The sequence below is a fragment of the Janibacter sp. A1S7 genome (assembly GCF_037198315.1).
Lineage (GTDB): Bacteria > Actinomycetota > Actinomycetes > Actinomycetales > Dermatophilaceae > Janibacter > Janibacter alittae.
Window position 1 is genome coordinate 1,188,190 of record NZ_CP144913.1, and the last position, 19,615, is coordinate 1,207,804.

Genomic DNA, 19,615 nt, shown 5'->3' on the forward strand with positions numbered 1-19,615 from the left:
GCGAAGGGGGCCTGCCCCCGGCTGGTGCTCCGCGGCAGATTCGGGGCATGACAACGACAGTTCGCCCCCGTGACCCTGCCGAGCTCGCCGTGCTGCTCCCGTACCAACTCGGTTACCACCCCGGACCCTCGGTCGTCGTGACCGTCCTGCACGACAAGCGGCTGGGGCTCGTCCAGCGCCATGACCTACACACCGACCCTGACGAGTGCCGTGACGCTGCCCGGCAGGCGATGGCGATCGTCGCCCGCGAGGCGGCGACCGCGGTGATCGTCATCGCCCACGAGGACGGTGTCGGGGACTCGGACCCCTTGTCGGAGGCCATGCTCGAGGCCGCTGTGGCAGAAGGACTCCACGTCCACGAGCGGGTCGTGGTGCGTGACGGCCGGTGGTACTCGCCCGACTGCCGGCAGAGCTGCTGCCCCGAGGGCGGGCAGCCCCTCCCGCGGCCGGAGGACGTGCCGGCGATCGCGGCCTTCGTCCACGCCGGTGTCGCGCCCCTGCCCAGCCGCGAGGCGATCGTCGCGGGAGTGCTGCCCGAGCGGGACGAGGAGCGGGCCCGCTCCGTCAGCCTGCGCCTTGCCTCGCTCGGGTACACCGGCAGCACGCAGATTTTCGGTGGTGGGCCGACCCGTCCCCCGGTGCACTGGCTGGACCGGGGCGAGGACGTCCTCGCGTGGTGGACCCTGCTTCTCGACCCGCGTCCGGACGCCATGGCCGTCGAGCTGTTCGGTGACGAGGCGCTGGCGTGGCTGGCGGCCTCGCTCCACGACGTGATCTGGCGGGACGCCCTCATGGGCATCCTGTGCCCGGGAGCGATGCCGATGGCCGAGAGCGTGGGTCCGGAGACCGACGCCGCGATGCTCGCCGCGCGGTGGTGCCCGTGGCTCACCGACGACGACGGGCCGGACGCCTCGCCCCAGCAGTGGCACGAGGAGGTGCTCGCCGTGCGCTCACGTCTGATCGAGCTGACCCGACTGCTGCCGTCGGGGGCGACGCCGCCGGTCCTGACCCTGGTCGCCCACCTCGCCTGGTGGGTGGGGGACGGGACGATCGCCGGCATCTGCCTGCAGCGGGCGCTCGAGATCGACCCGGACCACCGCCTCGCCGAACTGATGCTGCGTCTGCTCTCCGCAGGGGTGCGGCCCTGGGACCGACCCGGCGGCCCGGTCGCGGGGGAGGCCGCCTGAGGGTCCGGTGTGCGGACCCCACTCGATCCTCGTCGCCTCAATGGCTATGGTTGGGGACAGGTCATGAGTGCCAGCGTCAAGCCCCGGCTTGCTGGCCGGCAACCCTCCTCGCGACGGGGTGCCCCGGGTGATGACCAGGCTGCACCGTGGGGGTGTGGCAAGGCGAGCCCCGGGAGTCCTCGACATGAGCGTGACCACCAGGCCCCCGACGTCCTCGGGTTCCTGGCGAGACGGAGACCACCCCGGCCGCCGGAAGTTCGTCACCATCGGTGACCTCGACCTCGAGTCCGGCGACCGGTTGCCCGATGTGGTCCTCGCCTACGAGACGTGGGGTCGACTCAACGAGGCCCGCGACAACGCGATCCTCGTCGAGCACGCCCTCACCGGAGACAGCCACGTCGTCGGGCCGGCCGGTCCCGGCCACCCGACGGCCGGCTGGTGGCCCGACCTCATCGGCTCCGGTGCGCCACTGGACACCGACGAGCTCTTCGTGGTCGCGATCAATGTCCTCGGTGGGTGCCAGGGCAGCACCGGCCCCGGCGCCCCGGCCGCCGACGGTCGGGCGTGGGGGAGCCGATTCCCCCGGGTGAGCATCCGCGACCAGGTCAGCGCCGAGGCGAGACTGGCCGACGAGCTGGGTATCCGGACGTGGCACACCGTCATCGGTGGGTCCATGGGCGGCATGCGCACCCTCGAGTGGGTCGCGAGCTATCCCGACCGCGTCGCCACCGCGGTGGCACTGGCGACGAGCGGCTACGCGACGGCCGAGCAGATCGGCTGGAGCCAGGCGCAGATCCTCGCGATCCGCAACGACCCGTGGTTCGCGGGCGGCGACTACTACGACCAGCCGCAGGGGCCCGAGGTCGGCCTGGGCATCGCCCGGCGCATCGCGCACATCACCTACCGCAGCGAGCCCGAGCTGCACCAGCGCTTCGACCGCGACGTGCGGGACGAGCCCGCCGGGGACAACGGTCGACCGCGCTACGCCGTCGAGAGCTACCTCGACCACCACGGCGGCAAGCTCGCCGGTCGCTTCGACGCCAACTCCTACGCCGTGCTGTCCGAGGCGATGAACTCCCACGACCTCGCCCGCGGACGCGAGGATCTGCGCGAGGCCCTCGCCCCCTTCGCCGGCCGTCTGATCGTGGCCCCGGTCGACTCCGACCGGCTCTACCCGCCGCGCCTGTCCGAGGAACTCGCCGAGGCCAAGCCGGGCGCCGAGCTGGTGACGATCACCTCCGTGGTGGGCCATGACGGGTTCCTCACGGAGGTGGACCAGGTTGCCGACCTGCTGCGGTCCGTCGTGGTCGCGCCAGGCAGGCGCTGACCCCACGCAACCGATCGTCGCCACGCCATTGCCCGCGTGAGACAGGTCACGCAGTGGCGGTGTAGCGTTCGGCCAAGATCTCCCATCAGCGAGTTGTCCCGAGGAGCAGAAGATGATCGTCGTCGGATACGTGTCGACCAAGGAGGGCGAGGCCGCGCTCGAGCGAGCCTTCGAGGAGTGCAAGCTGCGCAATGAGCCGCTCACCGTCATCCACTCCGATCGCGGCGGTGCCGGTCTCAGCGGCGACGCGGCCCGCAAGAACGACAGCGACCTGCGCCGTGTCGGGGCCCGCCTCGAGGACGCCGACGTCAAGGGTGAGGTCCGCGGGCTCGTGCGTGGCAAGGAGCCGGCCGAGGACCTCATCGCCGTTGCCGAGGAGACCGACGCATCGCTGATCATCATCGGCCTGCGTCGCCGCACGCCCGTCGGCAAGCTGATCCTCGGCTCCAACGCGCAGCGTGTCCTGCTCGACGCGCCGTGCGACGTGCTCGCCGTGAAGGCGGCCGCCCGCTGAGCGATGGACTCCACCCCGGCCGGGGCGCTTCCCCGCGGGAGGCGCCCCGGCCGCATATGCCCTCGGGGCGACCCTCGTGTACACCTTCACGGGGGCGACGTTTTATAATGGTGACCGAGCCCAACGCACAGCGTCCGGGCAAGTCGGGACACCGGGGACACGCCACCTCCGAAGTGCCCCGGCGGAATCCGCCGTGACGAAAGGTTGTTGGTGACTGCTGTGTCCCCACGGTCCGATGGGGCGCAGGGCTCCCTCCCCAAGGAGTTCTCGCACCCGGCGCTCCAGGAGCTGGTGCGCCAAGGACACACCGCAGGACTGGTCACGCCGGACCAGCTGCAGATTGCATTCAGCGAAGCCAAGATCAGCCCCAGCCGGGGAAAGGCCGTCCTGCGTGCGCTCGACGACCAGGGAATTGAGGTTCAGGTGCCAAAGTCCATAGCCGCGAAGAAGACGGCCAAGAAGGCCCCCGCGAAGAAGGCCGCGGCTGCCAAGAAGACGGAGACGCCGGCGAAGAAGGCGAGTGCCACGAAGGCCGGCACGAGCACGAAGACCGCCGCGAAGAAGACCACGGACGCCCAGGCCGACGAGACGCCCGCGAAGAAGACGAGCGCCACGAAGGCCGCCTCGAAGAAGACCACGGCCACCCCGACGAGCACGAAGGCTGCGGCCAAGAAGACCACCGCGAAGAAGACGGCTGCCACCAAGACGACTGCGGCCGCCGCCGCAGCCCCGCCGAAGAAGGTCGCGCCCGCCAAGCAGGCCGCCGCGAAGAAGGCCGCGGCCAAGAGCGCCGCCTCCAACCCGACGACCACCACGGCCGAGGAGCCCGAAGAGGGCGAGGACGAGGTACTCGGCGAGGACCCCAAGGACACCTCCCGGACCAAGCGTGACGAGACCGACGAGAAGGGCGGCTTCGTCATCAGCAACGATGACGAGGGCGACGCCCCCGCACAGCAGGTCGTCACCGCCGGCGCCACCGCGGACCCGGTCAAGGACTACCTGAAGCAGATCGGCAAGGTCGCCCTGCTCAACGCCGAGCAGGAGGTCGAGCTCGCCAAGCGCATCGAGGCCGGTCTCTTCGCGGAGGAGAAGCTGGCCACCGCCGAGAAGATCGACATGAAGTTCAAGCGCGAGCTTTGGTGGATCTCCCAGGACGGCAAGAACGCGAAGAACCATCTCCTCGAGGCCAACCTGCGTCTCGTCGTCTCACTCGCCAAGCGCTACACCGGTCGCGGGATGCTCTTCCTCGACCTGATCCAGGAGGGCAACCTCGGCCTGATCCGTGCGGTCGAGAAGTTCGACTACACGAAGGGCTACAAGTTCTCCACCTACGCGACGTGGTGGATCCGGCAGGCGATCACCCGCGCGATGGCCGACCAGGCCCGCACCATCCGCATCCCGGTGCACATGGTCGAGGTCATCAACAAGCTCGCTCGCGTGCAGCGCCAGATGCTCCAGGACCTCGGCCGCGAGCCCACCCCGGAAGAGCTGGCCAAGGAGCTGGACATGACCCCGGAGAAGGTCGTCGAGGTCCAGAAGTACGGTCGCGAGCCGATCTCGCTGCACACCCCCCTCGGCGAGGACGGTGACTCCGAGTTCGGTGACCTCATCGAGGACTCCGAGGCGGTCGTGCCGGCCGATGCGGTCAGCTTCACCCTCCTGCAGGAGCAGCTGCACTCGGTCCTGGACACCCTCAGCGAGCGCGAGGCCGGCGTGGTCTCGATGCGCTTCGGCCTGACCGACGGCCAGCCGAAGACCCTCGACGAGATCGGCAAGGTCTACGGGGTCACCCGGGAGCGCATCCGCCAGATCGAGAGCAAGACGATGAGCAAGCTGCGCCACCCGAGCCGTTCGCAGGTCCTGCGCGACTACCTGGACTGAGCACCACCACGACGAAGGGGGTGTCCACCGCGATGGTGGACCCCCCTTCGTCGTGCCCGGAGATCTCGTGGCTCAGCGCCGGCGGGCCGCCTCGGCCAGTCGCTGCGGCAGCGACAGCCAGGCCTCGACACCGGCGCGGGGCCACAGGCTCGCCTTCAGGCGTGAGCTCGTCATCCGTTGCCCGCGGACCTCCCCGACGATCGCGGAGACCTCTGCGCGGATGTCGGGCAGCTGCTGGTCGGGACGACCGTAGCGCGCCCGCTCCACGGTCAGCACGACGTGGTCGAGCTGCTCACGGGTCGGCTCGTCGAGGTAGCCGTGACGGCTGACCCAGTCACCGACGCGGTGTGGTGTGGCCCCCACGGGCGGGCGCAGACCCAGGTCGGCGAGCCGCTCGAGCAGGTCCTGCCACTCCGTCTCGATCCGGGCCGCGGCGTCGTCGGCCGTGGCACGGTCGCGTCGGCGCGCCACCCACGCGCTGACCGGCATGAGACCCAGGGCGGCCACGACGAGCAGGAGGCCGAGCAGCCACGTGCGCCACGGGAAGGTCTCCGCCTCGCCGGGCTGGTCGGTCGCGGTCGGGTCCTGCGGCGTCGGTGACGCCTGCGTCGTCGTGGTGGTCGCGCTCTCGCTCGTGGTCGTCGATTCGTCCGTGGGCTCGACTCCGTCACGCTCGATGGCGATGGAGTACGACGGCACGCTCGCGGCGCGGGCACCCGGGGTCGGCTCGAAGCGCGTCCACCCGACTCCCGGGAAGTACAGCTCCGGCCAGGCGTGGGCGTCGCTCGCGCGGATCACGCGCTCGTCGGTGCCCGACGCCGTGCCGGACAGGAAACCGACGACCACCCGGGCGGGAATGCCGTGGGCCCGTGCGAGCAGGGTCATGGTCGAGGCGAACTGCTGGCAGTAGCCGACCTTCGTCTCGAGGAAGGACAGGATCGGGTCGTCGGGGGATCCCGGGGGGTCGGGGATCTCCAGGTCGTACGTGAACTGCGACCCGCGCAGGTACTCCTGGAACGCCTGGGCCGCTCCCAGGTCGTCGGCATCCTCCGGGACGAGAGAGAGGGCCAGCTCGTGGATCGCCTCGGCCGACGCGGGGTCGAGCGCGAGGTTCTCATCGGTGTACGCACCGGCGTCGGCCGAGGACTGCGACCCGCCCGTGCCGAAGTCCTCCTCCTGCGGGTCCAGCTCGACGTAGGTGCTCGAATAGCTGCTCGGGGTGCGTTGGACCCGGGCGGTCCCGTCGGTGCCGAGCGCCCACGGGATGCCACCGACGTCGACCGTGGTGGGGTGGCGCGGCAGCGCGATCTGCGGGGCGGCCACACCGTTGGCCCCGACGGTGATGGTGCGGTCCTCCCGGGAGATGCTGTCGTCGGCGGCGGGGGCCGGGGCAGGCAGCCGGAAGCCCGCGCGCGGCGGGAGCGCGTCCGAGCGCATCCGCCCGAAGCCGTCCTCGAAGTCCGTGACCACAGCGATCCGCAACGGTTCCGGCGTCGGGTCGTCGGTCGTGTACCGCAGCACCGGTTCCTCGCTCGGCGAGGTGAGGCTGCGCTTGAGGTCGAGCTCGGTCGACAGGCGGATGCCGTCGGTGGAGCGGGCCGATCCGGCACCTCCCGCTCCGAGCCCGTCGAGGACGTAGCGCGTGGGCAGGTGGGGCAGGGCCGCCGGGATCAGCACGGCGCCGGCAAGGCAGACCGCGGTCAGCTGAACGGCCTGCCACCGCGACGATCGTTCGGCGACGTCCGCCACGTCCGAGCCACCTGTCATGCGCGGGACGGCCGTCGTCCACTCCCGCAGCTCCCGGTCGGACTGGAGGGCCACCATCGCCAACCACAGCACGGCACCCACGGCGAACCAGCCCCAGGGCAGGGCGCCGCCGGAGTTGGCCGCGGAGACGAGGAAGAGGGAGAGCAGCGGGAGCCCCGCGACCGAGGGTGCCGCGGCCGTCGCTGCCGACATGTCGACGGCCAGCCCGACGACGACGACGATGATGACGAGCATCACGGTCACCCCGGGACTCTCCGGGGCGGGGGCCGCGTAGGTGGTGATCGTCTCCCGGGCGTCGTGCACGTAGTTGAGCAGACGCGGCACCGTCCTGGCGGTCGGCACGGCCCCGTAGACGGTGGTTCCACCGAGCTGGGTGGCCAGGACGTACGTCGTCCCCACCAGGAGTTGACCGAGGATGGTCACCCCGGCCCGTCGCGTGAGCCGACGCAGCACGATGCCGGTGACCGTGACGAGGAGGACACCGAGCACTGCTGGCGGCAGCCACGCGGAGTCCCTGAAGAATGCCGTCAGCGGCATCGCGACGACGATGGTGGCCATGGCCGCGAGCGACGCGGCGACACCGTGCGTCTGCGAGGTCATCGGTGCGCCGCCCGTCCGACCACCAGCTGCTCCCACAGCCGGGGGAGCTGGTCACCGGGGTGCACGACCGAGCTGTGCCATCCGCCGAGGGCCAGCCGCTGCGCGGTCAGGTCGGCGGCGTCGGTGCTGCCCGAACCGAAACCACCCCGGTCGACGACCAGGGCCAGCCCGTGCGCGGCGCGTGCGGCACACAGCTCGGCGTCCTCCTGGGTGAGCGCGCCGATGACGCAGACGACGATCCCACCACCGTGCTGGGCGAAGTCCTCGAGCGCCTCGACCATGTGCTGCGCCGATGTCCGCTCTGCCGGCTGCACGGCGGCCAGCCGGTCGAGGGCGAGGTCGAGGTTCTCCAGCGGGACGGCTCGCCCGCCCTCGTCGGAGGCGAGGTGCAGGTGGACCTCGAAGCGCTCCCCGAGCAGCAGCGCCGTGATGGACGCGGCGGCGGTGACGGACCACTCGAAGGAACCTCCGTTGCCGGTCCCGGCGTGCACGCAGGCGCGGTCGTCGAGGACGACCAGGGCGCGACGCCGGGTGGGCTCCTCGTCCTGTCGCACCATCGTCTCCCCGGTGCGGGCGGTGGAGCGCCAGTGGATGCGACGCAGGTCGTCGCCGATCCGGTACTCGCGCACCCCGAAGTCGTCCTCGCCGTGCAGCGCCATCCGCGGTGACGACGCCGACTCACCGCCGCTGCCTCCGGGCACGCCCAGGACGGGGAGCAGGGGCAGGGTGCGCGGCAGGACGACGAGCGCGTCGTGGCCCGGGACGGCGACCGAGCGGGTGGTCAGGCCGAAGGGGTCGCTCACGCGCACGGACAGCGGTCCGATGGTGTGGTGGCCGCGCACGTGGGAGCGCACCCGGTAGTGCAGCGCGCGCTCCTCGTCCCGCCGCAGCCGGGGGATCAGCAGGTGCGGCCGGTCGCCCAGGGCGTACGCCAGACCCTCCTCGGCACGCAGCAGGGGGGAGGTGGTCCGGCCGGTGTTGCGGACCGTGAGCGTGACGTCGGCGTGCCCGTCGATCGGGACGCGGGCGGGGGAGAGGGAGCGGCCCGCCTCGAGCGAGACGGGGCGTCGGGTCAGGAGGGAGGCCAGCAGGAGCAGGACGACGAGCAGGGCCCCGATCCTCGTCAGGTCGTGCAGCCCGAGGGCCATGCCGCAGAGGGCGATGAGCGCCCCCGCCCCGACGAAGACGCGTCCACGGAGGGTCATCGGTCAGCGGGGGCCGGGCACTCGCGTGCGGTCCACGATCTCGGCGACGACGTCGGTGGCGGAGTGGCGGGCGAGCCGGGCCTCGCTGCTCAGCAGCAGTCGGTGCTCGAGCACGACGGTGGCCAGCGCCTGGACGTCGTCCGGCAGCACGTGGTCACGTCCGGTGAGGGCGGCGTGTGCGCGAGCGGCCCGCAGCAGGTGCAGGGTGGCGCGGGGCGACGCGCCGAGGCGGATCTGGGAGCTGGTGCGGGTGGCGGCGGCGAGGTCGACGACGTACTGCCGCACGGCGGTGGAGGCGTACACGGTGCGGACGGCGCGCACGAGCCGGACGATCCCCTCGGCGTCGGTCACCGGCTCGAGCCCGTCCAGCGGGGATCGCGCCCCGTGGTGGTCGAGCAGGTCGACCTCGGCGGCGGCCGTCGGGTACCCCACGGACAGGCGGGCCATGAAGCGGTCGCGCTGGGCCTCGGGAAGGGGGTAGGTGCCCTCCATCTCCACCGGGTTCTGCGTGGCCATGATGATGAAGGGGTCGGGGAGCTGGTAGGTGGTCCCGTCGACGGTCACCTGTGCCTCCTCCATGCACTCCAGGAGGGCCGACTGCGCCTTGGGCGAGGCACGGTTGATCTCGTCACCGACGACGACGTTGGCGAAGACGGCTCCGGGGCGGAACTCGAAGTGCCGGGACTCCTGGTTGTAGATGCTCACGCCGGTGATGTCGCTCGGCAGCAGGTCCGGGGTGAACTGCACCCGCCGCACCGAGGCGTCGATGCTGCGGGCGAGGGTCTTGGCCAGCATCGTCTTGCCGACGCCGGGCACGTCCTCGATGAGCAGGTGTCCTCCCGCCAGGAGGACGGTGATCGCGGTGCGCACGACGTCCGGCTTGCCCTCGATGACGCCGTTCATCGCCTCGGCCAGCCGCGTGCCCACCGCCACGACGTGCTCGAGGTCCTCGCTCGGCCTCTGCGCGGGAGCAGTGCCTTCCCTGCTCAGCGTCACCACGACTCCGATCCGTGGGTTCCCGGGCGTCCCCCACTTCGCTCCAACACTCCCCGAGCCTACGTGGCTGACCGGCGCACACCCGCCCCTTGGCCCCGCAAACCTGCCGGGCCGGCCACCCCGACATCCCTCGGAGCGGCGGAGGGGCGGGCGCGATCGGAAATTTTCCCCCACTTTGCACCACCCCCTCTGTGCCAGCGAAAACTTAGGCATCTCGCCGCACATTTTCCCGTGCGGAGAGTGTGTTTTGGCGCTTGGTGGAGTAAAGTGGGGGATCAAGGAAGCCGGTGGTGGCATTCGGATCGATTCGTAGGGGAGGTGGCGCGATGTTTCTCGGGACGCACACCCCTCGTCTCGACGAGAAGGGGCGCCTCTTCCTCCCCGCGAAGTTCCGCGACAAGCTCGCCGGTGGACTCGTGATGACGCGCGGCCAGGAACGCTGTCTCTACGTCTTCCCCATGGACGAGTTCGTCAAGGTCACGCAGACCTTCCAGCAGGCCCCCACCTCCAGCAAGGCCGCCCGCGACTACATGCGCGTCTTCCTCTCCGGCGCGAGCGACGAGATCCCCGACAAGCAGGGCCGGGTCACCGTGCCCTCCGCGCTGCGCGAGTACGCCGGCCTCGACCGCGACTGCACCGTCATCGGGGCCGGCTCCCGGGTCGAGGTCTGGGACACCGCCGCGTGGAACGAGTACCTGGCCAGCACCGAGCAGGCCTTCGCCGACCAGTCCGAGGAGGTGATCCCCGGACTCATGTGATCGCAGCTGCCATCCGGCCTCCAGCCGTGACGGCACCGACCCGACTTCCCCCGGGCCGGAACGTCCCGGATGGGGACCAGGTGGCAGCTGATGGACATGGACGAGACACCGGAGATCACCCCACGTCCCCACAGCAACCACCACCGACCACACACGACGAGATGACGAAGGGAGTGCCGGTGGCCGACGCAGACACCCCGGGTGGAGTTCGACCCGTGTCGCAGGGCAGTGCCCGGCACGTCCCCGTCATGCTCGACGAGGTCCTCGACCTGCTCTCACCCGTCCTCTCGACGCCGTCACCGGGCGCCGGCAGGCTCGTTCACGTCGACGGCACCCTGGGCATGGGCGGCCACGCCGAGGCGGTCCTGGCAGCCGGTGCCGACGTGCACCTCGTGGGGATCGACCGCGACCCGCAGGCGCTGGAGCTCGCGAAGGAGCGGCTCGCCCGCTTCGGTGACCGCGTGACCCTCGTCCACGCGACCAATGACGAGATCGACACGGTCCTCGACGACCTGGGCATCGACACCGTCACCTCGGCCTTCTTCGACCTCGGCGTCTCCTCCCTGCAGCTCGACGAGACCGAGCGCGGCTTCGCCTACGCACACGACGCCCCGCTGGACATGCGGATGGACCCGGGCGTCGGCATGACCGCCGCCGACGTGCTCAACACCTACCCGGCCCGTGACCTGGCCCGCGTCCTCTCCCAGTACGGCGAGGAGCGCTTCGCCCGCAGGATCGCCGCGGCGATCGTCCGGGAGCGGGAGGTCGCCCCCTTCGCCACCTCGGCACGCCTCGTGGAGCTGCTGCGCAGCACCATCCCGATGGCCACCCAGCGCGGTGGCGGCCACCCGGCCAAGCGCACCTTCCAGGCGCTGCGGATCGAGGTCAACGAGGAGCTGGCCGGCTGGAGCCGGGCGCTGCCCGTGGCCCTGCGCCGCCTGGCCATCGGCGGTCGGATCGCCGTGCTGTCCTTCCACTCCCTCGAGGACCGCATCACCAAGCGGGCCCTCGCCGCCGGCGCGACCTCCACCGCGCCTCCCGACCTGCCCGTCGAGCCGCCCGAGCACCGGGCCGAGCTGCGACTGCTCACCCGCGGCGCCCTCCGGCCCACGCAGACCGAGCTGGACACCAACCCCAGATCCGCCTCGGTGCGCCTGCGCGCAGCCGAGCGCACCACAGCCCCCAGGCCCACGAAAGGCACCGTGAGATGAGCCAGATGTCCGTGGCAACCACCGTCGCCAAGCGCTCCACCTCGGGCGCGCGGCGTCCCTCGCTGCGCGTCGTCATCCCGCAGGAGCGGACCGGCTCTGCCTGGTTCCCCGTCCTGTGCGTCGCGCTGCTGCTCGCAGGCCTGGCCGCCGTGTTGGGGCTGAACACCGCGATGGCCCAGGACTCCTTCGAGGTCACCGCGCTCGAGGCCAGGACCGCCGAGCTCGCCGACACCCAGGCGGCCCTCCAGCAGTCGATCAACAGTCACTCCTCCCCGCAGAACCTGGCCACCGAGGCCCGTGCCCTGGGCATGGCGCCCAGCGACACCGCCGCCTTCATCGACATCGAGAAGGGGCAGATCCTCGGCGTGGCGACGCTCGCGGAGAAGCCGGAGGGATTTACCGTGGACGCAGCATCCACGGCCACCGTGGAGGAGCAGACGTCGTCGAAGACCACGTCGGACGACGGGGAGGCCAAGGCATCGGACGAGCCGTCGGACGCCTCCAGGACCGGCACCGACTGACCCACCCGACCACCCGCGACGCAGAGAGGCAGCGCCCGTGACCGAGCGTCGACCCGGCGGCAGTGGGTCCTCGCCCCGCCGTACGCCCGGAGCGAAGGGGGCGGCCCCCCGGCGAACCGCGCCCACAGCCAAGAAGGCCACGTCCAAGAAGGCCACGGCCAAGAAGGCCGGCGCAGGCAAGACGGCACCTCGTCGACCGGCTGCGCGAGGGGCGACGGCGAAGAAGGCGACGACCAAGCGACCGGCCCCGCGGCAGCCCGTCGCGGCAGCGCCGTCGGGCCCGGGCAACTCACGGGCCCGCATGCGGGCCCTGATGGTCACCTCGCTGATCGTGCTCAGCCTCTTCGCCGCGCAGCTGCTGCGCATCCAGGGATTCGACTCCGAGGCGGTCGCCGCCAATGCCCTGGCGCAGCGCACGCACACCGAGACCATCCCGGCCCAGCGCGGCACGATCTACGGCGTCAACGGCACGGTCCTCGCCCAGAGCCAGGAGCGGCGCACGGTCACCGTCGACCAGACGGCCGTGCCCGAGTACGAGAAGACCGTCGACGGCGAGCTGACCGAGGTCGGGGTCGAGGGCGCGGCCCAGGACCTGGCGCAGCTGCTCGACGAGTCGGCCGGGGAGCTGCAGGAGGTGATGACGGGGCAGGAGCGCTACGTCGTCCTCGCCAAGAACGTCTCGCCCCTGACCTGGCGCAGGATCAACGACCTGGGCATCCCCGGCATCTACTCCGAGCGCACCTCCCAGCGCACCTACCCGCAGTCGACGACCGTCGCCTCGCTCGTCGGGTTCGTCCAGCCCCAGGACCAGAGCGCCGGCGCCGGCCTGGAGCTGCAGTTCGACGACGTCCTCACCGGCGATCCCGGCCGGGCGACCTACCAGATCGCCCAGGACGGATCCCGGCTGCCCAACGCCTCGGACGAGATCGACTCCGCCCGACCGGGGCGCGACATCCGCCTGACGGTCGACAACGACATCCAGTGGTATGCGCAGAACGCGCTGGCCAACCAGGTCGAGCAGACCCAGGCGCTCTCCGGCACGATCGTCGTCCAGGACGTCAACACCGGTGAGCTCGTCGCCCTGGCCTCGTACCCGACCTTCGACCCCAACGACCTGGCCGATGCGGACGGCGTCTACACCAACCTCGCCTTCAGTGACGTCTTCGAGCCCGGCTCGACCGCGAAGATCATGACCGTCGCCGCCGGCCTCGAGGAGGGCACGATCACGCCGATGTCGCCGATGCTCCTCCCGGGCTCGATGCGTCGCGGCAATGCCACGCTCAAGGACTCCCACCCCCATCCGGACGAGTACCGCACCGTTGCCGGTGCGCTCGCCGAGTCGAGCAACACCGGCATGATGCTCATCGGCGAGACCATGTCGCCCACAACGCTCGAGGAGTACCTGCGCCGCTTCGGTCTGGGCTCCCGGAGCGGGTCGGGCTTCCCCGGGGAGTCCGCCGGCCTGCTGCCGCCGGCCGAGGAGTGGAACGGCTCGCAGCGGTACACGGTGACCTACGGCCAGGGCGTCTCGACGACCGCGATCCAGGTGACCAACGTCTTCCAGGCCATCGCCAACGACGGCGTGCGGCTCAGCCCGACCTTCGTCGACGCGATCAAGGACGAGGAGGGCAACTGGCAGCCTGCGCAGGAGGCGAAGCGCACCCGAGCAGTGTCGAAGACGACCGCCAACCAGGTCTCCCGGATGCTCGAGGGCGTCGTCTCCGAGGAGGGCACCGCCCCCAAGGCGCAGATCGAGGGGTACAGCGTCGCCGGCAAGACCGGGACGGCGGACCGCTACGACCCCGACTCCGGTGGCTACTCCGGCAAGACCGCCAGTTTCATCGGCTACGCGCCGGCCGACGACCCGCAGCTCGTGGTCTCGGTGATCCTGCAGCGTCCGATCAAGGGGTACTACGGCGGCATCGTCGCCGCGCCGGTGTTCAAGGACGTCATGACCTACGCCCTGCAGAAGCAGAAGGTCCCGCCGACCCCGAAGGACCAGCGCACCCCGAAGGTGCGTACCGAGCCGCCCGGCAAGCCCGACATGGACGACCCTGACCTCCTGCGTGACCGGGGCGCCCCCGGCGGAGGGTAAGGTCGTCGATCGTGCCATTCCCACGTCCTGAGCGGGTGCAGCCGCTGACGCTGTCCGCGGTGGTCGAGGTCCTGGGACCCGACGCGGCCCGTCTCGTCGATCCCTCGACCGGACCCGTTGCCGTGACCGGTGTCTCCCTCGACACCGCCACCGTGCGCCCCGGTGACCTGTGGGCCGCGCTGCCGGGTGCCCGGGTCCACGGCGCCGACTTCGTCGCGGCCGCCGCCGAGGCGGGGGCGATCGCCGTCCTCACCGACGCGGACGGGGTCTCGCGCATCGCGGCGAAGGGAGTGGACCTGCCCGTCATCGAGGTGACCGCCCCGCGCTCGCGCCTGGGCGAGGTCGCCGCGGCGATCTACGACAGCGCGGCGGTGATGCCCACGATGTTCGGCATCACCGGTACCAACGGCAAGACGACGATCGCCTACCTGATGGTCTCGGCACTGGAGGCACTCGGCCGCACCACGGGCCTCATCGGCACGATCGAGACCCGCGTGGGCGACCAGCGGATCAAGTCGGTGCGCACGACCCCGGAGACGACCGACCTGCACGCGCTGCTGTCGGTCATGGGGGAGCGGGGCGTCGACGACTGCGTCATGGAGGTCTCCAGCCACGCGCTGACGCTCCACCGCGTCGACGAGGTCGTCTACGACGTCGCCCTCTTCTCCAACCTCAGCCAGGACCACCTCGACTTCCACCTGACGATGGAGGACTACTTCCGGGCCAAGGCGAGCCTCTTCACGCCGCGGCGGTCCCGACAGGGGGTCGTGTGCATCGACGACGAGTGGGGTCTGCGGCTGGCACAGGAGGCGAGCGTCCCCATCACGACGGTGACCTCCCGCCTGGACGTCGAGGCCGACTGGGTGATCGGCGGCGACCCGCGTCAGCCCGACCTGACCCTCACCGGCTCGGACGGGATGCTCCACCTGCGCTCGGCACTGCCCGGCGACTTCAACCGGGTCAACACCGCGATGGCGGCCGTCGCGCTGATGATCTCCGGCGTCGCGCCCGACGACGTCGCGGCGGCGATCCTCACCCGCCCGGAGGTCCCCGGCCGGATGGAGCTGGTCCTCCCGAGCGACACGGCGCGCCCCGACGTGGACGACCTGCCGACTGCCCTGGTGGACTTCGCGCACACCCCGGACGCCGTCGGTGCGGTGCTGTCGGCGCTGCGCCTGCAGACCAACGGCCTGCTCGTCGTCGTCCTCGGCGCCGGCGGCAGCCGCGATCCGGGCAAGCGTGGGGGCATGGGCGCGGCGGCCGCCGCGCACGCCGACGTCGTGATCGTCACCGATGACAACCCCCGCGACGAGGAGCCCGAGGTCATCCGCGCGGCCGTCGCCGACGGGGTCTGGCCACGCTCTCGCGCCCGACTGGAGAACGTCCCGGGTCGCGGTGCCGCGATCGAGCTGGCCGTCGAGATCGCCTGCGAGGCCGGACCCGGCGCCACCGTCGCCGTCCTGGGCAAGGGCCACGAGCAGGGCCAAGAGGTGCGCGGAGAGGTCCGCGACCACGACGACCGGGTGGTCCTGCGGGCCGCCCTCGACCACCGGAGCGTCTCGGGATGATCCCCACGACCCTGGGCGCCGTCGCCGACATCACCGGCGGGCGCCTGCACGGATGCAGCACGAGCGAGGCCGACGCGATCACCGTCGACGGGCCCGTCGTCACCGATTCCCGCGAGGCGGCCCCCGGCAGCCTCTACATCGCCCGTGTGGGGGAGAGCGCCGACGGCCACCAGTTCGTCCCCGCCGCGGCGAAGGGGGGCGCCGTCGCCGCCATCACCACCCGGGAGGTCGACGGCCTGCCGGCCGTCGTCGTCGAGGACGACCAGGCGGCCTTCGTGGCCCTCGCCCGGCACCTCGTCGACTCCCGCCCGGATCTGACGGTCATCGGGATCACCGGCTCCTCGGGCAAGACGAGTACCAAGGACCTGCTCGGCGCGGTCCTCGAGGTCGACGGTGGCACGGTCGCCCCGCTCGGCTCCTACAACTCCGAGGTCGGTGTGCCGCTGACCGTCTGCCGGATCACGTCGGCGACCCGGCACCTCGTCGTCGAGATGGGCGCCCGGGGCATCGGCCACATCGAGTACCTCACCCACATCGCCCCGCCACGGATCGGGATCGTGCTCAACGTCGGTCACGCCCACGTCGGTGAGTTCGGGTCGCTGGAGGCCGTCGGCAGAGCGAAGTCCGAGCTGCCCGCCGCCCTGCCGACCGACGGAGTCGCCGTGCTCAACGCCGACGACCCGGTCGTCGCCGCCATGGCCGGACGAACCGGGGCGCACGTCGTCCTCGTCGGAGAGTCCGAGACGGCCACCGTGCGCGCCACGGACGTGACCCTCGACGCGGCCGGTCGGGCCTCGTTCACCGTCACCGCCCCCTTCGGCACCGCACAGGTGACCCTCGGCCTCGTCGGCCGCCACCACGTCGGCAACGCCCTGGCCGTCATCGCTGCCGCCCACGCGGCCGGCATGTCCCTCGACCGGATCGTCACCGCGATGGCCGCAGCGCGCCCGCGGAGCCGGTGGCGGATGGAGGTCACCCGTCGCGAGGACGGCGTGACCGTCGTCAACGACGCCTACAACGCCAACCCCGACTCGATGTCGGCCGCACTGCGCTCGGTGTCCGGGATGGCCACGTCGGGCCGCCGATGGGCCGTCCTGGGAGCGATGCTCGAGCTCGGTGACGACGCACCGGTCCTGCACGCGCAGGTCGGGAGCGAGGTCGCGCAGCTGGGCTTCGACGAGTTGCTCGTCGTCGGCGAGGACGCGCACCCGCTGGCCGACGGCGCGCGCGCGGCCGGGGCCGAGGACCTTCGCGTGCGGACCGTCCCCGATGCCGATGCCGCCGAGGAACTGCTGCGCGAGGAACTCTCGACCGGAGACGTCGTGGTGTTCAAGTCCAGCCGTGACGCCGGGCTACGGTGGCTCGGAGATCGAATCGTCCAGAGGGAGGCTCGCGCATGAAGGCGGTGCTCATCGCGTCCGTCGTGTCCCTCGTGGTGTCCCTGCTCGGGACGCCGATGTTCATCAAGTACCTCGTCAAGCAGGGTTACGGCCAGTTCATCCGCGACGACGGGCCCGACTCGCACCACACCAAGCGCGGCACCCCGACGATGGGCGGCGCGGTCATCATCCTCTCGACCGTCCTGGCCTACGCCATCGCCCACGTGGTGCTGTGGACACCGCCCACCGCGAGCGGCATCCTCGTGATCTTCCTCATGGTCGGCCTGGGTGCCGTCGGCTTCGCCGACGACTACATCAAGATCAGCAAGCAGCGCAGCCTCGGCCTGAAGTCGGGGGAGAAGCTGGTCGGGCAGGCCCTCGTCGGCGTGACCTTCGCCATCCTGGCCCTGCAGTTCCCCAACGAGGGGCTACGCACACCTGCCTCGACGCACATCTCCTTCGTGCGGGACCTGCCTCTCGACCTGTACTTCGCCGGACCGATCATCGGCATGATCCTCTTCATCATCTGGTCCAACCTGATGATCGCGGGGACCTCCAACGGCGTGAACCTCACCGACGGACTCGACGGCCTCGCGACCGGGTCCGCGGTCATGGTCTTCGCCGCCTACGTCGTGATCGCGATCTGGCAGTTCAACCAGAACTGCCAGATCAGCCCGGGCGCCAAGTGCTACGACGTGCGCGACCCACTCGACCTCGCGGTGGTCGCCGCCGCCGGCACCGGGGCGTGCTTCGGCTTCCTGTGGTGGAACGCCTCACCGGCGAAGATCTTCATGGGTGACACCGGTTCGCTCGCGCTCGGGGGCGCACTGGCCGGTCTGGCGATCCTGTCGCAGACCCAGTTGCTCATCATCCTGCTCGGCGGCCTCTTCGTCACGATCACCCTGTCGGTGATCATCCAGGTCGCCTCCTTCAAGTCCACCGGCAAACGGGTCTTCCGGATGGCCCCGCTGCAGCACCACTTCGAGCTGCTGGGGTGGCAGGAGGTCACGATCGTCATCCGGTTCTGGATCATCGCCGGGCTCTTCGTCGGCCTCGGCCTGTCCGTCTTCTACGCCGAGTGGGTCGTGGGGGCCCCCACGTGACCGGTACGCCCGACCGCACCTCCCGATTGGCCCACCTGACCCACCGCGACGCCGACTGGTCAGGGCTGCGCGTCGTCGTCACGGGGCTGGGGGTCTCCGGCTTCGCTGCCGCGGACTCGCTGCTCGAGCACGGCGCCCGCGTGCGCGTCGTCGACGCGGTTGCGCCGGAGCCCGGGTCCGAGTCCGTGCTGGCCCAGCGCGCGCAGATGCTGGACGTGCTGGGGGCGCAGCTGCTGCTCGGCGACGGTGCGCCAGAGGCCCTGCCCGGGCCTGCCGAGGGGATCGACCTCGTCGTCACCTCCCCGGGGTGGCCGCCGCACCAGCCCCTGCTGGCGGCTGCTGCGGAGGCCGGCATCCCCATCTGGGGCGACGTCGAGCTCGCCTGGCGGATGCGACCGAGCCGGGGCGCCGCACCGTGGTTGCTCGTCACCGGCACCAACGGCAAGACGACCACCGTGCAGATGCTCACCGCGATGCTGCGGGCCGCCGGGCTGCGTGCGGCCAGCGGCGGCAACGTCGGCACGCCCGTGATCGAGCTGGTACAGGACCCGCAGCCCTTCGACGCCATCGCGGTCGAGCTGTCGAGCTTCCAGCTGCACTGGACCCACTCCCTTCGCCCCCTGGCCGCGGCCTGCCTGAACATCGCGCCCGACCACATCGACTGGCACGGCTCGCTGGCGGCCTACACCGCCGCCAAGGGCCGGGTCTTCTCCGGTGCCGAGGCCGCCTGCGTCTACAACGTCGAGGACCCGGCGACCCGGCAGCTCGTCGAGGAGGCCGATGTCGTCGAGGGCTGCCGTGCGATCGGCTTCACCCTCGGCACGCCGCAGCCATCCATGCTCGGCGTGGTCGAGGACGTCCTGGCCGACCGGGCCTTCGTCGAGGACCGGCATCAGTCCGCCGCCGAGCTCGGCACGCTCGCCGACGTGCAGGGGGAGGCGGCCACGCTCGCCCCCCACCTCGTCGCCAACGCGCTGGCGGCAGCCGCCCTGGCGCGCGCCTGCGGGGTGCCACCGGTCGCCGTGCGCGAGGGTCTGCACGCCTGGCAGCCCGAGCCCCACCGGATCGCCCACGTCCTCACCTCGGGTGATGTGCACTGGGTCGACGACTCCAAGGCGACCAACCCGCACGCCGCACGGGCCAGCCTGCTCGCGCACGAGCACGTCGTCTGGGTCGCCGGGGGACTGCTCAAGGGTGCCGACGTCGACGAGCTGGTCGCAGCGGCTGCCCCGCGACTGCGCGCAGCCGTGCTCATCGGGCGGGACCGCGAGCAGATCGCCGCGGCGCTTGCCCGACACGCGCCCGAGGTCCCGGTGATCGACGTCGCCACGACGGACACTGGGGCGATGGATCTCGTCGTCCGGCACGCAGGTGAGCTCGCCCGGCCGGGTGACGTGGTGCTGTTGGCCCCGGCGGCGGCATCGATGGACATGTTCGACAACTACGGGGCCCGCGGCGATGCCTTCGCCGCAGCGGTGGATCGGTACGTGCAGGAGGGGTGAC

General features: G+C 71.5%; 15 protein-coding genes and 1 riboswitch. Of the genes, 12 read left to right on the forward strand and 3 right to left on the reverse strand.

Annotation, left to right across the window (positions count from 1 at the left end):
• The first annotated feature begins 47 nt into the window (after nt 1-47).
• From V1351_RS05735 to V1351_RS05750, 4 genes are all read left to right on the forward strand, one after another.
• Nucleotides 48-1,187 carry a DUF4192 domain-containing protein gene (locus tag V1351_RS05735; RefSeq protein WP_338751591.1) on the forward strand — a complete coding sequence of 380 codons (1,140 nt, stop codon included), beginning with the start codon at nt 48-50 and terminating at the stop codon, nt 1,185-1,187.
• Nucleotides 1,188-1,246: 59 nt separating this feature from the next.
• Nucleotides 1,247-1,356: riboswitch (SAM riboswitch) on the forward strand.
• 15 nt (nt 1,357-1,371) lie between these two features.
• Nucleotides 1,372-2,514, forward strand: coding sequence for a homoserine O-acetyltransferase MetX (metX, locus tag V1351_RS05740; RefSeq protein ID WP_338751592.1), 1,143 nt, complete (start codon nt 1,372-1,374; stop codon nt 2,512-2,514).
• A gap of 112 nt (nt 2,515-2,626) precedes the next feature.
• Complete coding sequence (locus V1351_RS05745; RefSeq protein ID WP_338751594.1) at nt 2,627-3,028, forward strand: universal stress protein; 402 nt, start codon at nt 2,627-2,629, stop codon at nt 3,026-3,028.
• Between the two features lie 210 nt (nt 3,029-3,238).
• Nucleotides 3,239-4,909, forward strand: coding sequence for an RNA polymerase sigma factor (locus V1351_RS05750; protein ID WP_338751596.1), 1,671 nt, complete (start codon nt 3,239-3,241; stop codon nt 4,907-4,909).
• Between the two features lie 72 nt (nt 4,910-4,981).
• On the opposite strand, the gene V1351_RS05755 is transcribed toward V1351_RS05750, so the two are convergent.
• The 3 genes from V1351_RS05755 to V1351_RS05765 are packed head-to-tail and all read right to left on the reverse strand — an operon-like array spanning nt 4,982 to nt 9,477.
• On the reverse strand, nt 4,982-7,276 hold the full coding sequence (locus V1351_RS05755; protein ID WP_338751598.1) for a DUF3488 and transglutaminase-like domain-containing protein: 2,295 nt from the start codon (nt 7,274-7,276) through the stop codon (nt 4,982-4,984).
• The gene (locus V1351_RS05760; RefSeq protein WP_338751600.1) at nt 7,273-8,481 is read right to left on the reverse strand and encodes a DUF58 domain-containing protein; all 1,209 of its coding nucleotides are present in this window, start codon (nt 8,479-8,481) and stop codon (nt 7,273-7,275) included. The genes V1351_RS05755 and V1351_RS05760 overlap by 4 nt, the downstream gene beginning before the upstream one ends.
• Before the next feature lie 3 nt (nt 8,482-8,484).
• Complete coding sequence (locus V1351_RS05765) at nt 8,485-9,477, reverse strand: AAA family ATPase (RefSeq protein ID WP_338751602.1); 993 nt, start codon at nt 9,475-9,477, stop codon at nt 8,485-8,487.
• A gap of 326 nt (nt 9,478-9,803) precedes the next feature.
• On the opposite strand from V1351_RS05765, the gene mraZ reads away from it, so the two are divergent.
• The 8 genes from mraZ to murD all read left to right on the forward strand — a co-directional run bounded on the left by mraZ (nt 9,804) and on the right by murD (nt 19,614).
• The gene (gene mraZ / locus V1351_RS05770; RefSeq protein ID WP_338751604.1) at nt 9,804-10,235 is read left to right on the forward strand and encodes a division/cell wall cluster transcriptional repressor MraZ; all 432 of its coding nucleotides are present in this window, start codon (nt 9,804-9,806) and stop codon (nt 10,233-10,235) included.
• A gap of 179 nt (nt 10,236-10,414) precedes the next feature.
• On the forward strand, nt 10,415-11,446 hold the full coding sequence (gene rsmH, locus V1351_RS05775; protein ID WP_338751606.1) for a 16S rRNA (cytosine(1402)-N(4))-methyltransferase RsmH: 1,032 nt from the start codon (nt 10,415-10,417) through the stop codon (nt 11,444-11,446).
• The gene (locus V1351_RS05780) at nt 11,443-11,967 is read left to right on the forward strand and encodes a hypothetical protein (protein WP_338751608.1); all 525 of its coding nucleotides are present in this window, start codon (nt 11,443-11,445) and stop codon (nt 11,965-11,967) included. The genes rsmH and V1351_RS05780 overlap by 4 nt, the downstream gene beginning before the upstream one ends.
• A 37-nt stretch (nt 11,968-12,004) precedes the next feature.
• Nucleotides 12,005-14,062 (forward strand): peptidoglycan D,D-transpeptidase FtsI family protein, encoded by a 2,058-nt coding sequence (locus V1351_RS05785; protein ID WP_338751610.1) that lies wholly within the window; start codon nt 12,005-12,007, stop codon nt 14,060-14,062.
• 11 nt (nt 14,063-14,073) lie between these two features.
• Nucleotides 14,074-15,630: a UDP-N-acetylmuramoyl-L-alanyl-D-glutamate--2,6-diaminopimelate ligase gene (locus V1351_RS05790; RefSeq protein ID WP_338751612.1), complete on the forward strand. Its 1,557-nt coding sequence runs from the start codon at nt 14,074-14,076 to the stop codon at nt 15,628-15,630.
• Nucleotides 15,627-17,030, forward strand: a complete 1,404-nt coding sequence (locus V1351_RS05795; protein WP_338751614.1) for a UDP-N-acetylmuramoyl-tripeptide--D-alanyl-D-alanine ligase — start codon at nt 15,627-15,629, stop codon at nt 17,028-17,030. Before V1351_RS05790 ends, V1351_RS05795 begins: the two co-directional genes overlap by 4 nt.
• The gene (gene mraY, locus V1351_RS05800) at nt 17,027-18,112 is read left to right on the forward strand and encodes a phospho-N-acetylmuramoyl-pentapeptide-transferase (protein WP_338751616.1); all 1,086 of its coding nucleotides are present in this window, start codon (nt 17,027-17,029) and stop codon (nt 18,110-18,112) included. Before V1351_RS05795 ends, mraY begins: the two co-directional genes overlap by 4 nt.
• Entirely contained in the window at nt 18,109-19,614 is a 1,506-nt protein-coding gene (gene murD, locus V1351_RS05805) for a UDP-N-acetylmuramoyl-L-alanine--D-glutamate ligase (protein WP_338751618.1), read from the forward strand. Before mraY ends, murD begins: the two co-directional genes overlap by 4 nt.
• Nucleotide 19,615: the final 1 nt, after the last annotated feature.

Bases quoted from the DNA above. Each gene is read 5' to 3' on its own strand.
- V1351_RS05745 (WP_338751594.1), top strand. From the start codon at position 2,627: ATGATCGTCGTCGGATACGTGTCGACCAAGGAGGGCGAGGCCGCGCTC.
- V1351_RS05735 (WP_338751591.1), top strand. From the start codon at position 48: ATGACAACGACAGTTCGCCCCCGTGACCCTGCCGAGCTCGCCGTGCTG.
- V1351_RS05760 (WP_338751600.1), bottom strand. From the start codon at position 8,481: ATGACCCTCCGTGGACGCGTCTTCGTCGGGGCGGGGGCGCTCATCGCC.
- metX (WP_338751592.1), top strand. From the start codon at position 1,372: ATGAGCGTGACCACCAGGCCCCCGACGTCCTCGGGTTCCTGGCGAGAC.
- V1351_RS05795 (WP_338751614.1), top strand. From the start codon at position 15,627: ATGATCCCCACGACCCTGGGCGCCGTCGCCGACATCACCGGCGGGCGC.
- mraY (WP_338751616.1), top strand. From the start codon at position 17,027: ATGAAGGCGGTGCTCATCGCGTCCGTCGTGTCCCTCGTGGTGTCCCTG.
- mraZ (WP_338751604.1), top strand. From the start codon at position 9,804: ATGTTTCTCGGGACGCACACCCCTCGTCTCGACGAGAAGGGGCGCCTC.
- V1351_RS05780 (WP_338751608.1), top strand. From the start codon at position 11,443: ATGAGCCAGATGTCCGTGGCAACCACCGTCGCCAAGCGCTCCACCTCG.
- V1351_RS05755 (WP_338751598.1), bottom strand. From the start codon at position 7,276: ATGACCTCGCAGACGCACGGTGTCGCCGCGTCGCTCGCGGCCATGGCC.